Here is a 13,999-nt window from a genome sequence, read left to right as displayed (position 1 = left end):
CTCTACGCCCCCCCCGCTCCCGCCCCCCGCTCCCGCCCCCCGCCCCCGCCCGTGAGCGCCGTCTGACCTGCGGAATGTCACAACTCCCTTGCTCTGGAGCACTGTTGTGCAACGTCGGCACCATGTGGCGGCGGAAGTCCGGAGGCGAGAGAGAGGAGACGGCGGAGTGGACCCGGTCGTGGCGGGGGCGGTCACCACCGTTCTCGTCAGCATCATGAGCGGCGTGGTGAAGATCATGCGTTACAGGCTCGGCGCCAGAGTGGAGCTGGCCCGGATCGCGGACGCCGGTATCACCGAGCGCGTGCGCCACACCCTCCCGTGGGGGGCGTTCCAGGAGCACACGGAGGACCGAAGCGTCCAAGCGGCCCCCCGCCTGAACGGGGGTGGGCACCATGGAGGAGGCCACCGGTACTGAGGTCACCACGGCGCCGCCCAGGGAGTCCCCGGTCGCGTTACCGGGACGCCGGCTCGCCGAGGCGCTCCACGAGGAGCAGTACCCGGCCCTGGTCAGGTTCCTCCTCCTCAACGGCGCGTCCTGGGCGGCGGCCCAGGACGCCGCCCAGGACGCCTTCACGCAGATGTGCGCGCCGGGACTCGTGTGCACGCCTCGGTCCACCGCCTGGAGTCCCTCCTCGAACAGGCGGGGCACCTGACGGGGAACACGCCGCCGGCCGGCACCCCTGCCTCGGACTACCTCCGTGCGGTACGGGAGTCCCTGGAGATCCATGCGGCTCCGCTGCTGAGGGCGGTGCACAACGCCCGGCGGCTCCTCAGGGAGGAACTCGCCCCGATGCTCGCCGACCCCAGCGGCGCCACGGACCCCGAGATGGTCACCCGTGACCTCGCCGACGACCTCGACCAGGCATGGGTCAAGGCCCAGGACCTCTCCCGGGCGGTGTCGATCGTGCGGACGGTCAGCAACGACTTCACGGGGGACGACCTGCGGCAGGCCCGCCTCGAAGGGGCGGTCCTCGCGGGTGTCCGCTGGAACGCCTCGACCGCCTGGCCGGAGGCGTGGGAGCCGCGCATCCGCCGCGCCTCCACGCCGACGGACGAGGAGCCCGGCGTCCTCGTCATCGCGGCGGAACCGTGCAACGCCGCCGTCTCCGCCGAGGTGTGACCCTCCTGGTGCGTCCCGTGCGTCCCGTGCGTCCCGTGCGTCCCGTGCGTCCCGTGCGTCCCGTGCGTCCCCCCGCGTCCGCGCGTAGCCTCGGCTGCTTCGCGCGCCCCTGCCCCGACGCGCGAGGGGCGTGTCGGGGCGTCGGGTGCGCCCTCCTGATCGGTCGGGCACCCCGCCCGAGGGAAAGTCACGAATACCGACACCGGCGAACAACAAGACGCGACAGGATTCTTGACCCCACGTCAGCGCGTTCCTACGCTCGCACCGTATGGGAGCGTTCCCACATCCTCTCGGGTGGGCATCCGCCCGTCCGGGGCGGGCCCTTCCGCCCGGGGTGGTCGCGCCGCCCTGTCGTCCCACGGGCACCACCCCCACGCACCCTCGCGCACCCCCACGTCACGGAGGCCGTCATGTCCGCCCCGCACCGGAGTCCCCGCCCCCTCCCGCCGCCCCTCCGGACGGGAGGGCGGTCGAGGGGCAGGCTGATGCGCGGCGTCACGGCCGCCGCGCTGGCCGTCTCCGCGCTCGTCGTGCTGCCGCAGACCGCGCACGCCGCCACCGCGCGCCAGGTGGAGCGCCTCGACCGCGGACTGACCAGCACCGCCACCGGAAGCGGGAACCTGGTCTCGTGGCGCTGGCTCGCCACCGACCCGGACGACGTGGCGTTCAACGTCTACCGGGGCGGTACGAAGGTCACCCCCACCCCCGTCACCGCCTCGACCAACTACCTCGACGCCGGGGCCGCGGACTCCGCCGACTACACCGTGCGCGCCGTCGTCGACGGCGTCGAACAGCCGCCCTCCGAGGGGGCGTTGAAGTTCCGCTCCGGGTACCTGGACGTGCCGATCTCGCCACCCGCCGGCGGCACGACACCGGACGGCGTGGCGTACACGTACGAGGCCAACGACGCCAGCACCGGTGACCTCGACGGCGACGGCAGGCTCGACCTGGTGCTGAAGTGGCAGCCGACCAACGCCAAGGACAACTCCCAGTCCGGCTACACCGGCAACACGATCGTCGACGGCATCAGGCTCGACGGCACCCGGCTGTGGCGGATCGACCTCGGACGCAACATCCGTTCCGGCGCGCACTACACGCAGTTCCAGGTGTACGACTACGACGGCGACGGCAGGGCCGAGGTCGCCATGAAGACCGCCGACGGCACCCGCGACGGAACCGGCACGGTGGTCGGCGACTCCGCCGCCGACCACCGCAACGCGAGCGGATACGTCCTCTCCGGCCCCGAGTTCCTGACCATGTTCGACGGGCGGACCGGCAAGGCGATGGGCACGGTGGACTACGTCCCCGCCCGCGGCACGGTCTCCTCCTGGGGCGACTCCTACGGCAACCGCGTCGACCGCTTCCTCGCCGGCACCGCCTACCTGGACGGCGCCCGCCCCTCCCTGATCATGGCCCGCGGCTACTATACCCGTACCGTCATCGCCGCCTGGGACTGGCGCGACGGGCGGTTCACCCGCCGCTGGACCTTCGACACCAACTCCTCCACCAACGTCGGCAGGGGGTACGACGGCCAGGGCAACCACGCCCTCTCGATCGCCGACGTCGACGCCGACGGCAAGGACGAGATCGTCTACGGCGCGATGACCGTCGACGACAACGGCGCCGGGCTCTGGACGACCCGCCTCGGCCACGGAGACGCGGGCCACGTCGGCGACCTCGACCCGTCCCGGCCGGGCCTGGAGTACTTCAAGGTCTCCGAGGACAAGAGCAAGCCCGGATCCTGGCTGGCCGACGCCCGCACCGGCCAGATCCTGTGGCAGACGGCCTCGGGCGCCGACAACGGCAGGGGCGTGGCCGGTGACATCTACGCCGGCAGCCCCGGCGCCGAGGCGTGGTCGGCCTCCGACACCACCCTGCGCTCCGCGAGCGGCGCCTCCCTCGGCCGGGAGCCCTCCAGCGTCAACTTCCTGTCCTGGTGGGACGGCGACACCGTCCGCGAACTCCTCGACGGCACCCGCATCGACAAGTACGGCACCTCCGGCGACACCCGCCTCCTCACCGGCTCGGGCGTCTCCTCCAACAACACCACCAAGGCCACCCCGGCCCTCTCCGGCGACCTCCTCGGCGACTGGCGCGAGGAGGTCGTCTGGCGCACGTCGGACAACAGCGCCCTGCGCGTCTACTCGACGCCGCACCAGACCGGCACCAGGATCACCACCCTGCTCCACGACACCCAGTACCGCACCGCTCTCGCCTGGCAGAACACCGCCTACAACCAGCCCCCGCACCCCGGCTTCGTCATCGGCGCCGGCATGCCCACACCGCCGCGCCCCACCGTCTACACCCCCTGACCGCCGCACGGCGAGGGGGCGGCCTTCCGCGCGCTCCCCTCACGCTCCCTTGCGGAAGAGGTGCAGGAGGTTGCCCCCGTCGGCCTGACGGGGGATCTCCGTCCGCTCGTGGAGCCCTCCGATCGACAGGTCGACCGCCGCTTCCATCTGGTGGGCCAGGAGGTCGAGGCCCGCGCGGGCGCGCCGCCATGACAGCGGGGCGAGTACGCACGCGATGACGAGGGCGACGGGCCACCAGTCCCCGGCCTTCTCGACCAGGGTGTCCACCACGGTGTTCACGGCACGAGCCTCCGGCGGTCGTCCAGGTGACAGACCGGGAAGTCCTCTCCGGGGGTCCGGACCTCCTTGCGGTCGCGGAGGCCGACCGGACAGCCGTAGACGGTGGTGGAAGGCCGCCCCGTGCCGTGGGCGAAGCCGCCGGCCGCCGGACGGCCGAAGGACCGGGGTCCCGCCACCGGCACCCCGTGGTCCACCGTCCGCCCGCGACGTGCGGAGGGACGCCGCCGCGAGCCGTCCGGTTGCGCGGACTCGCGCCCGCGACCCCCGCTTCGCGTCGGCTCGCCGGAAGGGCGGGCCGGAGGGGTGCTCCGGCCCGCCTCGGGGCTTCGCCTCGGGGGTCAGCCCCAGATGCTGCCGTAGTCGTACCGCGTGTGGTAGCGGGGCGTCCACAGGCTCGGGTACGGCTCGGTGATGGTGCCGCAGGCGCGGAGCTCCACCGGGTTGCGCCGGCCGGTGTCGTGGAGGCAGAGACCGGTCTGGGCTTCGACGATCTCCCAGTGGTTGTTGCCCTGGTCGACCCAGCGGAACAGCTGGCCCGGGCCCTGGCAGTAGCCGGTCACGACCGTCTTGTAGTAGTCGGGGCCCGGGGTGAGGTTGGCGCCGATGCAGTACCGGCCCAGCGTGCCGATGGTGAACAGCCCCGGCGTCCCGCTCGGAGTGAAGTAGAAGCGCTGGTGCAGCTTGCCGTTGCAGTCGTAGCGCTGGATGATCGCGCCGGGGCTGGTGGAGCCGCCGCGCACGTCCATGCACTGCCAGGAGTACGAGGCGCGCATCTCGTAGATGGCGGCGTTGCGCAGCGATGTCGTGTAACTGATCGGCGGATCGGCGGCGTTGGCCGTGCCGGGCATCAGCACGGCCAACAGGGACGCCAGTACGGAGACCAGGATTCCTGCGCGAGCGGTTCGAGCCACTGTGGCTTCCTTCTCTGTCCGGTTTCCGACGTGCACGGGGTGCCCGGCGATGATCTGATGACTCGTCGCCGGAGGTGCCGACCAGAAAGCTACGGGCGGACGGGGGAGCGGCTGTACCGCCGGTTCAGGGGGGTTGTGTGCGGAGGGAACGGCGTGCATGGGGAGGCGCGCGGTGAGCTTGGGATCGGGGCTCCAGCGAGCCCAGCGGTTCATGATCCTGGCGACGGGGCTGTACCGGGCCAGCCATCTCGCGGCCGGGGTGGTCGCGGTCGCCCAGCACCAGCGGCACCGGCCGCTGGCGTGGCTGGCGCTGGCGACGGCGCTGACCGGCAGCGTCGCCGTGTTCGGCGTGGCCAGGCGCCGCGGCTGGTTCGCGGCAGGCCCGGCGGTCGCCGACGTGGTCGTGGTCGGCGGGGCGCTGCCGTTCGTCGTGGGCCTCGGTGGCGCGTCGACCGCCGAGGTCGCGTGGGCGATGATGCTGGGCGGTTCGGCGAGTGCGGTGGCGGCCGTGACCTTCCCCCGGCGGACGGTGGTCGCGGGCGTCGTCGTCGGCCTGTGCCTGGTGCACGCGGTCGGCTACCGGCTGACCGGCGCGGAGGCGGGCGTGATCGCGGGCAACCTCAACTCGATCGTCTCCTCGGCCGTGTTGGCGGCCGTCTTCTGGTGGTACCTCCGCCGCCAGGGCTCCCTGCTGGACGAGGCGACCGCGCAGGCACTCGCCGCCGAGGCCCGCCAGGCCCAGCTCGCCGAACGCGTCGCCCACCACCGGGCGCTGCACGACACCGTGCTGGCCACGCTCACGGCGATCGCGAGCGGCAGGGCCGATCCCGGGGCGGAGCCCGTGAGGGAGCGGTGCGCCAGGGAGGCCGCGTATCTGCGGCGGCTCGTCCAGCAGCAGGCCGACGGCGCTCCCGTACCCGGCACGGCGGTGGCGCTGGAGGCCTCCGTACGGTCGGCGGAGAGCCTCGGGCTGCGGATCAGCGCCCAGTACCACGCGGTCCCGGAGCTGCCGGCGCGGGCCGCCTCGGCCCTCGCCGACGCGACGACGGAGGCGCTGAACAACGTGCTGCGCCACTCCGGTACGTCGCACGCGTACGTCACCGTGACGGGGCGGGCCGAGGGGGAGGGGCACGCCCTCCTGGTGACCGTCGTCGACCGCGGGGCGGGCTTCGACCCGGAGGCCGCGGCGGAAGGCTTCGGCCTGCGGTGTTCGGTGCGGGGGCGGATGCGGGAGGCGGGCGGCGCGGCCGACGTCGACAGCGCGCCGGGGGAGGGCACACGGGTGGAGCTGCGATGGCCGGGGTGATCGACGTGGCGGTCGTCGACGACGACCGGATGCTGCTCGACGGGCTCCGGGCGTGGCTGGGCGAGGCTCCGGGCCTGCGCCTGACCGCCACGGCCGACACCGTGGACGCGCTGCTCGCCGCCGAAGGGCCGTTCGGCGTCGTCCTCCTGGACCTGCTGCTGCGGGACGGGTCCGACCCGGCCGACAACATCCGGCGGGTCCGGGCGACGGGTGCGCGGGTGCTGGTGATCAGCACCGTGGCGGACCGACGGCGGATCGTCGAGGCCGTCATGGCCGGCGCCGACGGCTATCTGACCAAGGACCACGACCTGCCGGCCCTGGTGCGGGCCGTCGAGGAGGTCGCCGCGGGCGGCACGGCGCACTCGCCCGAGCTGGCCTTCGCCTGGGCCCACGACGAGGGACCGGCCCGTCCGCGTCTCTCGCCCAAGGAGATCGAGATCCTGCTCGCCTACGCCTCGGGCCTTACCCTCAAGGCCACCGCCCGCCGCACCGGCATCAGCCCGCACACGGCCAAGTACTACCTCGACCGCGTCAAGGACAAGTACCAGCAGGCGGGCAGACCCACCTTCACGAAGACCGACCTGGCCCACCGGGTGCGCGAGGACGGCTGGGCCCACGAGGGGGCGTGAACCCCCTCCGGGTACCGACCCCGCCCCGGAAGTCCGGTGTCCGTACGGGGCGTTGAGGCCGACCCGGGCCCACGGGGCGAAGGCGACGGCCACCGCCGATCCGGAGGGGGGCGGCCTGACGGTCCGGGTGGCGTTCTGACCGGCCGTCGAGTCCCTCCTCCCCGAGGACGCCGCCGCCCGCCGCGGCCGTCGGCGCGGCGGCTCAGCCCGTCCCGGTGGCCTCGGCCAGGGCCCGCAGCGATCTCAGGAACCCCTCCCGGTCCGCGCGGGGCAGGCGGGCGAGCAGCCGTTCCTCGTTCAGCCGGACGGCGGCCTGGACGGTGTCCCGCAGCCGGCGCCCCCCGGCGGTGAGGGACAGCAGGCGTACCCGGCGGTCCTGGGGGTCGGGCACGCGGCGGATCAGCTCGCGCGCCTCCAGGTCGTCGAGCACGGGGATGATCCGGGTCTTGTCCGCGCGGACGGCCTCGGCGAGTGCGGCCTGTGTGCGGATGGGGGCCTCGTCGAGGTGGAGCAGCACGGCGTACCCCCACATGGTCAGGCCGTGGGCGTCGAGCACCGGCCGCTCCGCGGCCATCAGGGCGCGGCCGAGCGGTACGACCATCGCGGCGAGGTCGGGGCGAGGCTCCTCGCGGGGCGTTGCGTTCTCGGACATGGGCACGAAAATACCCGTTGACAAATCATACGCCCGAGCAGATCGTAAGCGCATGCATACGAATCCCGAAGGGCCCGGAACGGACCGGCCGCGGCGTCCGCGCGCCCGCGTGCTGAGGTCCTCCTGGACACCCGGCGCGCTCCCGCGTCCCGCCGCCCCCGTCGGCCCGGTCCTCGTCAGCGTCACCGACTTCCGGCCGGACCGGATCTCCGACCTGCCCGGAGTCCACCGCGCCGCCCGCACCCTGGCGGCGCGGTGGACCGAGCTGGAGGGCGCGTACGGGATGTGGCTCTGGACGCGGCAGCCGGGCCGCCGGGTGGGCTCCGTCGCCGTCTGGCGCGACGAGGCGGCCCTGCGCGCCTTCGTCGGCTGGCCCCCGCACGTCGCGATCATGCGCGCCTACCACGGGCGGGGGTCGCTGGCCTCGACCACCTGGCAGGCGGAGACGTACGACCCGGCGGCCATCTGGACCCACGCCCACTCGATCCTCTCGCGCCCGCGCGCGTAGAACCTTGCCGAAACCGCCGAGAACGGTGTCGAGACCGGGTCGCCGGCCCCGTCCCCGGTATACCGGTGGTCTCGAAGGCCGCGCGAAGCAGAGGGAGAACGGACATGACTCTTCAGCGGATGGACAACGTCGGCATCATCGTCGAGGACCTGGACGCCGCCGTCGCCTTCTTCACCGAGTTGGGCATGGAGGTCGAGGGCAGGGCGCAGATCGAGGGCCTCTTCGCGGACCAGGCCGTCGGAATCGACGGGGTCCGCAGCGAGATGGCGATGATGCGGACCCCGGACGGCCACGGCAAGCTGGAGCTCGCGCAGTACCACGCGCCCGCGGCGGTCGGCGACGGGTCGTACGCCCCGCCGAACACCCTGGGCCTGCACCGGGTCATGTTCGCCGTCGACGACCTCGACGACACCCTCGCCCGCCTGCGCCCCCACGGTGCCGAACTGGTCGGCGAGGTGGCGCGGTACAAGGACATCTACCGCCTCTGCTACCTCCGGGGTCCCTCGGGGATCCTCCTCGCCCTGGCCGAACAGATCGGCTGACGTCCGGGAGATACCGAAGGGGCCGTCCGGGCGTTGTTCCCCGTGACAGGTACGCATCCACGCCGAGGAGGCCCCGCATGACCCGAGAATCCACCCCCGTCTGCCCGACCTGCGCCCAGGAGGTCCCCCGGGGCGACGGTTCCCTCCCGGGCGGCGTCCGCGAGGGCGGTGCCGTCCGCCCGGCCCACCGGGAACCGGAGGAGCGGTGCGCCGCCCCCGCCGGCGGGAGCGCGGGCGACCGTGCCGCGGCGCCGGGCGAACCGGAGCACCGCCGGAACTTCCCGTTGTTCGGGTAGCGCCCGCGGGTCGGCCGCAGTATCGGTCCGCGGCCGACCGTGCGCCACCGCGGCGGTCCCCCTTGATGATGAACCGCCCATATCCGAATAAAACGGACGGAGCTCGGATAGGTTCTCATCCTGGCGGGGCGCCGCGGGCGCCGCCGCGTGTCCGTTCCTGGGATGGGGGTCTTCGTGAAGAAGGGCGTGTCGTCGAGCGCCGGGCCGTCCGTGCGGGGCCCGTCGTCGGATCGAGCACGGCGAGGTGGGGCATGACCCAGGCCGAGAGCAGTGCCGGGACCGCTGCCGGGGGAGCGCCACCGGCGGCCAAGCTCACCCTGGTCACCCTCACCGCGATGGTCGTCGGCTCCATGGTGGGCGCCGGGGTGTTCTCGCTGCCCCGGCGGTTCGCCCAGGAGACGGGCGTCGCGGGAGCGCTGATCGCCTGGGCCGTCGCCGGCGTCGGCATGCTGATGCTCGCGTTCGTGTTCCAGACCCTCGCCGTGCGCCGCCCCGACCTGGACGCGGGCGTGTACGCGTACGCCAAGGCGGGCTTCGGCGAGTACCTGGGCTTCTTCTCGGCCTTCGGCTACTGGGCGAGCGCGTGCGTCGGCAACGTCACCTACTGGGTGCTCATCATGTCGACGGTCGGCGCCGTCGCCCCCGCCCTCGGCGACGGCGACACGGCCCTCGCGATCGTCCTGTCCTCGGCGGGGCTGTGGGGCTTCTTCCTGCTCATCCGGCGCGGGGTGAAGGAGGCGACGGCGATCAACCGGATCGTGACCGTCGCCAAGCTCGTTCCCATCGTCGTCTTCGTCGTCCTGGCGCTCTTCCTCCTGGAACCGTCCGTGTTCGCGGACAACTTCGGTGGCGCGGACTACGCCGGCTCCCTCTTCGACCAGGTCCGCGGCACGATGCTGGCCACGGTCTTCGTCTTCCTCGGCGTCGAGGGCGCCAGCGTCTACTCCCGCCACGCCAAGCGCCGCGAGGACGTCGGCCGGGCGACCGTCCTGGGCTTCCTGAGCGTCTTCGCGATCTTCGCCTCGGTCACCATCGTGTCGTACGGCATCCTGCCGATGAGCGAGATCGCCGAGCTCCGCCAGCCGTCCATGGCCGGGGTCCTGGAGGCGGCCGTCGGCACCTGGGGCAAGGTCTTCGTCAGCGTCGGACTGATCGTCTCGGTGCTCGGCGCGTACCTGGCCTGGACGCTGATGGCGGCGGAGGTGCTGTTCGTCGCGGCCAAGGACAGGGACATGCCGCGCTTCCTCGGCCGGTCCAGCGGAGACGACGTCCCCGTTCCCGCCCTCCTGCTGACCACGGCCCTGAGCCAGGTCGTCCTCGTCGTCACGGCCTTCTCCGACGACGCGTTCAACTTCGCCCTCGACCTCACCAGCGCGCTCAGCCTCATCCCGTTCCTGCTGGCCGCGGGCTTCGCGGTGAAGATCGCCCTGAGGCCCCGACAGGAGAAGGCGACGGGACGGGCGACCCGCCGGGAACTCGTCGTCGCCGTCGTCGCCACGCTCTACACGGCCTTCCTCCTCTACGCCGCCGGCCTCAAGTTCGTCCTCGTCTCCTTCCTCGTCTACGCCCCCGCCACCTTCCTCTTCGTGCAGACCCGCAGGGAGCAGAACCGTCGCCTCTTCTCCCCGAAGGAGGCCGTCATCTGCGCCGTCTCCGTCGCCGGGGCCGTCGTGGGCGTCGTCGCCCTGGCGGCCGGCTGGATCGAGCTCTGACCTCACCGAAGTCCGGCGCCACCAGAAAGGCTGACCATGACCACCAGCGACTCCAGTCCCGCCGAGCCCGCGCTGGGTGTGCACTCCGAGGTCGGACGGCTCCGCAAGGTCCTCGTCTGCTCGCCGGGGCTCGCCCACCGCCGACTGACCCCGACCAACTCCGACGACCTGCTCTTCGACGACGTGATGTGGGTGGAGAACGCCCAGCGCGACCACGCCGACTTCGTGAACAAGCTGACCCAGCGCGGGGTCGAGGTCGTCGAACTGCACGACCTGCTCACCGAGACCATGGCCATCCCCGCGGCCAGGGAGTGGCTCCTCGACCGGAAGATCACCGCCAACGAGGTCGGACTCGGGCTCGTGGCCGACACCCGCGCGTTCCTCGACTCCCTCGCGCCCCGGGCGCTGGCGGAGTTCCTCGTCGGCGGACTGTCCACCGCCGACCTGCCGGACGACTTCCGGTCCGGATACGCGGCGCTGGCCCGGGAGGGCGTGGGAGCCCGGGAGTACCTGATGCCGCCCCTGCCGAACACGCTCTACACCCGCGACACCACGTGCTGGCTCTACGGCGGCGTGACCCTGAACCCGCTGTACTGGCCGGCCCGCCACGACGAGACCCTGCTGATGAAGGCGGTCTACACCCACCACCCCGACTTCGAGGACGCCACCGTCTGGTGGGGCGACCCCGAACAGGACTGGGGCCGGGCCACCTTCGAGGGCGGCGACATCATGCCCGTCGGCAACGGCGTCGTCCTCATGGGGATGAGCGAACGCACCTCCCGCCAGGCCATCACCCAGGTGGCGGCCTCCCTGTTCCGCAACGGCGCCGCGGAGCACGTCGTCGTCGCCGGCATGCCCCGGCTGCGATCGGCCATGCACCTCGACACCGTCTTCACCTTCGCCGACCGCGACCTCGTCACCCTCTATCCGACGATCATGGACGCCGTCCACACGTTCTCCCTGCGGCCCGGAGACGGAGCGCCGGGCGTGGAGATCACCGACGAGGGCACCACCCCCTTCGTCGACGTCGTGGCCAAGGCCCTCGGCCTGGCCAAGCTGCGGGTCGTCGAGACCGGCGGCGACGCGTACGCCTCCGAACGCCAGCAGTGGGACAGCGGCAACAACGCCGTCGCCCTCGAACCCGGCGTCGTCTTCACCTACGACCGCAACACCCAGACCAACACCCTGCTGCGCAAGGCCGGGGTGGAGGTCGTCACCATCGTCGGCGCCGAGCTCGGCCGGGGCCGCGGCGGCGGCCACTGCATGACCTGCCCCCTGATCCGGGACGCGGTCGATTTCTGAGCGGCCACCGACCGGGGCCTGACGCCCGGCGGCTCAGGCCCCGGCCGCTCAGGCCCCGGGCGCGGCCTCCGTCCGGGACTCGAACACCGCGTGCAGGTGACGCGTGTGGTCCGGTGCGCGTACCGCGCCGGTCAGGGTGACGCGGGCCGTCAGCCGGAGGTCGGTGCTCGACGCGGCGAACCTGAGCTCCAGGTCGCCGGGTTCGACCCGGCGGGCGCCGTCACGGCCGGTGAAGGACGCCAGGTCGGCGGGGACGGTGACGCGGAGGCGCCCGCTCTCGCCCGGGGCGAGGTCCAGCCGGTGGTAGCCGACGAGACGCTGGACGGGCTGGACCACGGAGGCCACCGGGTCGTGGAGATAGAGCTGGACGAGCTCGGTACCGGCCCGGGCGCCGGTGTTGCGGACGGTGAGGGCGAGGGCGAACGCGCCGTCCGTGGGCGCCGCGTCGTGCTCGACGGCGAGGTCGGTCCACTCGAAGGTGGTGTAGGTCAGCCCGTGCCCGAAGCCGTAGGCCGGGGTCGGGTCGATGCTGGAGACCTCGCTCGCCCGGCCGAGGCGCGCGGCCAGATAGGTGGACGGCTGGGCGCCGTGGTGGCGCGGCACGCTGACCGGCAGTCGGCCGCTGGGGTTCGTCCGCCCGCTCAGGACGGCCGCGACGGCGGCGGTGCCGGCCTCGCCGGGGAAGAACGCCTGGAGGATCGCCGCGCTTTCGGCGGTCGCCCGGCCCAGCGCGTACGGGCGTCCGGCCAGCAGCGTGGTGACGACCGGTGTGCCGGTGTCGAGCAGGGCGTCGAGGAGCCCCTGCTGTACGCCGGGGAGGGCCAGGGACTCCGCGTCGCAGCCCTCGCCGCTCGTGCCGCGGCCGAAGAGGCCGGCCCGGTCGCCGAGTGCGGCGATCACGAGGTCGGCGTCGCGGGCGAGCGCGACGGCCTCGGCGAAGCCCGACGTGTCGGGGTCGTCCACGCCGCACCCGTGGGCCGAGACCAGCTCCGCGGACGGGAACTCGGCCAGCAGCGCGTCGCGGAGGGTCGGCAGCTCGATGCCGAGGGCGGCGTCCGGGTGCTGCCCGCCGACGTGGACCGGGAAGGAGTAGCAGCCGAGGACGGCCTTCGGGTCGTCGGCGTTGGGGCCGATCAGCGCGATCCGGCGGGGCGCGCCCGGGTCGAGCGGGAGGGTGCCGTCGTTGCGCAGGAGGACGACCGCCTGCTCGGCCACCCGTGCGGCCAGCTCCCGGTTCGCGGCCGGGTCGAGGTCGATGGTGCCGCGGAGGCTCTCCGGGGCCGTGAGGTCCGCGCCTTCCAGCGCGGCGGGGACAGGACTCCAGCCGGGGTCCAGCAGACCCAGTCCGATCTTCTGGGCGAGCACCCGGCGCAGCGCGCGGTCCACGAGGGCCGGATCCACCTCGCCCTTCCCGACGGCGTCGAGGAGCGGGCCGCCGAAGGTCTTCACGGTCGGCAGCTCGACGTCGACGCCGGCGGCCAGCGCCGCTCCGGCGGCCTCGCCGAAGGTGCCGGCCACGCCGTGCAGGGTCTTGAGGAAGGCGATGCCGAAGTAGTCGGCGACGACGGTGCCGGTGAAGCCCCAGGTGTCGCGGAGCAGGCCGGTGAGCAGTTCCCCGTCGGCGGCGGAGGGGATGCCGTCGGTGTCGGTGTAGGCGTGCATCACCGACCGGACCCCGCTCTCCCGGACCGCCATCTCGAACGGCGGCAGGATCACGTCCGCCAGCTCCCGGCGGCCCATGCCGACCGGTGCGAGGTTGCGGCCCGCACGGGACGCCGAGTAGCCGGCGAAGTGCTTGAGGGTGGCGACGACGCCCGCGGACTCCAGCCCCTGGACGTAGGCGGTGGCGAGGGTCCCGACGAGGTACGGGTCCTCGCCGATGGTCTCCTCGACGCGCCCCCAGCGGGCGTCCCGTACGACGTCGAGGACGGGGGCCAGGCCCTGGTGCACGCCCATGGCGCGCATGTCCCCGCCGATGGCGGCCGCCATCTCCCGCACCAGCTCCGGGTGGAAGGTCGCTCCCCAGGAGAGGGGGACCGGGTAGGCGGTGGCCCCCCAGGCGGCGAATCCGGCCAGGCACTCCTCGTGGGCCACGGCGGGGATGCCGAACCGGTTGGCGGCGGCGACGCGCCGCTGGGTCCGCAGGAGGGAGAGGGCACCGAGCGCGGGGTCGACGGGGACGGTGCCGAAGGGGCGGGTGAGCTGGCCGAGCCCGGCGGGGAGGAGCGCGTCGAGGTCGACCGCCTCCTCCATGTCGTGCTGGTGCGGGGCGACTTCGGCCCCCTCGTCGGACGCCCCGACCCAGACGCCGAAGAGCTGGGCGAGCTTCTCCCCGAGCGTCATCGCCCCGACCAGGGCGTCGACGCGCGCCTCCGTGTCGAACCGGGGGTCGTTCCAGACGGGGAGCGGGGACTGGGGCTCTGGTGCCAC

General features: G+C 73.3%; 16 protein-coding genes. 11 read left to right on the top strand and 5 right to left on the bottom strand.

The annotated features are described in order from the left end of the window. The first annotated feature begins 166 nt into the window (after positions 1-166). From ACFQ8C_RS14175 to ACFQ8C_RS14160, 4 genes are all read left to right on the top strand, one after another. Positions 167-415 (top strand): hypothetical protein, encoded by a 249-nt coding sequence (locus tag ACFQ8C_RS14175; protein ID WP_383456307.1) that lies wholly within the window; start codon positions 167-169, stop codon positions 413-415. Next, a complete protein-coding gene (locus ACFQ8C_RS14170; protein ID WP_383456305.1) occupies positions 393-653 on the top strand; it encodes a hypothetical protein in 261 nt (86 codons plus the stop codon). Before ACFQ8C_RS14175 ends, ACFQ8C_RS14170 begins: the two co-directional genes overlap by 23 nt. Then, positions 599-1,120, top strand: a complete 522-nt coding sequence (locus tag ACFQ8C_RS14165) for a hypothetical protein (RefSeq protein WP_383456302.1) — start codon at positions 599-601, stop codon at positions 1,118-1,120. The genes ACFQ8C_RS14170 and ACFQ8C_RS14165 overlap by 55 nt, the downstream gene beginning before the upstream one ends. Positions 1,121-1,530: 410 nt before the next feature. Continuing rightward, positions 1,531-3,432, top strand: a complete 1,902-nt coding sequence (locus tag ACFQ8C_RS14160) for a rhamnogalacturonan lyase (protein ID WP_383456299.1) — start codon at positions 1,531-1,533, stop codon at positions 3,430-3,432. 39 nt (positions 3,433-3,471) lie between these two features. Here ACFQ8C_RS14160 and ACFQ8C_RS14155 read toward each other — a convergent pair whose 3' ends face one another. The 3 genes from ACFQ8C_RS14155 to ACFQ8C_RS14145 all read right to left on the bottom strand — a co-directional run bounded on the left by ACFQ8C_RS14155 (position 3,472) and on the right by ACFQ8C_RS14145 (position 4,622). Beyond that, positions 3,472-3,711 (bottom strand): hypothetical protein, encoded by a 240-nt coding sequence (locus ACFQ8C_RS14155; RefSeq protein ID WP_383456296.1) that lies wholly within the window; start codon positions 3,709-3,711, stop codon positions 3,472-3,474. Further along, positions 3,708-3,887: a hypothetical protein gene (locus ACFQ8C_RS14150; RefSeq protein ID WP_383456293.1), complete on the bottom strand. Its 180-nt coding sequence runs from the start codon at positions 3,885-3,887 to the stop codon at positions 3,708-3,710. Before ACFQ8C_RS14150 ends, ACFQ8C_RS14155 begins: the two co-directional genes overlap by 4 nt. Positions 3,888-4,049: 162 nt before the next feature. Further along, positions 4,050-4,622 carry an RICIN domain-containing protein gene (locus ACFQ8C_RS14145; RefSeq protein ID WP_383456290.1) on the bottom strand — a complete coding sequence of 191 codons (573 nt, stop codon included), beginning with the start codon at positions 4,620-4,622 and terminating at the stop codon, positions 4,050-4,052. Positions 4,623-4,794: 172 nt separating this feature from the next. Here ACFQ8C_RS14145 and ACFQ8C_RS14140 point away from each other — a divergent pair, with 172 nt between their 5' ends. Both ACFQ8C_RS14140 and ACFQ8C_RS14135 read left to right on the top strand, forming a co-directional pair. Then, positions 4,795-5,928, top strand: coding sequence for a sensor histidine kinase (locus ACFQ8C_RS14140; RefSeq protein ID WP_383456287.1), 1,134 nt, complete (start codon positions 4,795-4,797; stop codon positions 5,926-5,928). Continuing rightward, positions 5,916-6,557, top strand: coding sequence for a response regulator (locus ACFQ8C_RS14135; RefSeq protein WP_383456284.1), 642 nt, complete (start codon positions 5,916-5,918; stop codon positions 6,555-6,557). The genes ACFQ8C_RS14140 and ACFQ8C_RS14135 overlap by 13 nt, the downstream gene beginning before the upstream one ends. 202 nt (positions 6,558-6,759) lie before the next feature. On the opposite strand, the gene ACFQ8C_RS14130 is transcribed toward ACFQ8C_RS14135, so the two are convergent. Continuing rightward, entirely contained in the window at positions 6,760-7,209 is a 450-nt protein-coding gene (locus tag ACFQ8C_RS14130; RefSeq protein WP_383456281.1) for a MarR family winged helix-turn-helix transcriptional regulator, read from the bottom strand. Positions 7,210-7,261: 52 nt separating this feature from the next. Between ACFQ8C_RS14130 and ACFQ8C_RS14125 the strand changes: the two genes are divergently transcribed. The 5 genes from ACFQ8C_RS14125 (at position 7,262) to ACFQ8C_RS14105 (ending at position 11,569) form a co-directional block, all read left to right on the top strand. Continuing rightward, entirely contained in the window at positions 7,262-7,717 is a 456-nt protein-coding gene (locus tag ACFQ8C_RS14125; protein WP_383456278.1) for a hypothetical protein, read from the top strand. A 104-nt stretch (positions 7,718-7,821) separates the two neighbouring features. Further along, positions 7,822-8,259: a VOC family protein gene (locus ACFQ8C_RS14120; RefSeq protein ID WP_383456275.1), complete on the top strand. Its 438-nt coding sequence runs from the start codon at positions 7,822-7,824 to the stop codon at positions 8,257-8,259. 77 nt (positions 8,260-8,336) lie between these two features. Beyond that, positions 8,337-8,555, top strand: coding sequence for a hypothetical protein (locus tag ACFQ8C_RS14115; RefSeq protein WP_383456273.1), 219 nt, complete (start codon positions 8,337-8,339; stop codon positions 8,553-8,555). Between the two features lie 251 nt (positions 8,556-8,806). Then, a complete protein-coding gene (locus tag ACFQ8C_RS14110; RefSeq protein WP_383456270.1) occupies positions 8,807-10,267 on the top strand; it encodes a basic amino acid/polyamine antiporter in 1,461 nt (486 codons plus the stop codon). A gap of 36 nt (positions 10,268-10,303) precedes the next feature. Further along, positions 10,304-11,569: an arginine deiminase gene (locus tag ACFQ8C_RS14105; protein ID WP_383456268.1), complete on the top strand. Its 1,266-nt coding sequence runs from the start codon at positions 10,304-10,306 to the stop codon at positions 11,567-11,569. A gap of 48 nt (positions 11,570-11,617) precedes the next feature. Here the strand turns inward: ACFQ8C_RS14105 and ACFQ8C_RS14100 are convergent, their stop codons facing one another. Beyond that, positions 11,618-13,999 carry a beta-glucosidase gene (locus ACFQ8C_RS14100; RefSeq protein WP_383456266.1) on the bottom strand — a complete coding sequence of 794 codons (2,382 nt, stop codon included), beginning with the start codon at positions 13,997-13,999 and terminating at the stop codon, positions 11,618-11,620.

The sequence above is a fragment of the Streptomyces sp. NPDC056503 genome (assembly GCF_042794995.1).
GTDB lineage: Bacteria > Actinomycetota > Actinomycetes > Streptomycetales > Streptomycetaceae > Streptomyces.
The sequence above is the reverse complement of the archived record's forward strand: the minus strand, read 5'-3'. Positions and strand labels throughout refer to the sequence as shown.

Coding starts and splice junctions, on each gene's coding strand:
- ACFQ8C_RS14170 (WP_383456305.1), top strand. CDS start 393: ATGGAGGAGGCCACCGGTACTGAGGTCACCACGGCGCCGCCCAGGGAG.
- ACFQ8C_RS14160 (WP_383456299.1), top strand. CDS start 1,531: ATGTCCGCCCCGCACCGGAGTCCCCGCCCCCTCCCGCCGCCCCTCCGG.
- ACFQ8C_RS14135 (WP_383456284.1), top strand. CDS start 5,916: ATGGCCGGGGTGATCGACGTGGCGGTCGTCGACGACGACCGGATGCTG.
- ACFQ8C_RS14130 (WP_383456281.1), bottom strand. CDS start 7,209: ATGTCCGAGAACGCAACGCCCCGCGAGGAGCCTCGCCCCGACCTCGCC.
- ACFQ8C_RS14125 (WP_383456278.1), top strand. CDS start 7,262: ATGCATACGAATCCCGAAGGGCCCGGAACGGACCGGCCGCGGCGTCCG.
- ACFQ8C_RS14120 (WP_383456275.1), top strand. CDS start 7,822: ATGACTCTTCAGCGGATGGACAACGTCGGCATCATCGTCGAGGACCTG.
- ACFQ8C_RS14115 (WP_383456273.1), top strand. CDS start 8,337: ATGACCCGAGAATCCACCCCCGTCTGCCCGACCTGCGCCCAGGAGGTC.
- ACFQ8C_RS14110 (WP_383456270.1), top strand. CDS start 8,807: ATGACCCAGGCCGAGAGCAGTGCCGGGACCGCTGCCGGGGGAGCGCCA.
- ACFQ8C_RS14105 (WP_383456268.1), top strand. CDS start 10,304: ATGACCACCAGCGACTCCAGTCCCGCCGAGCCCGCGCTGGGTGTGCAC.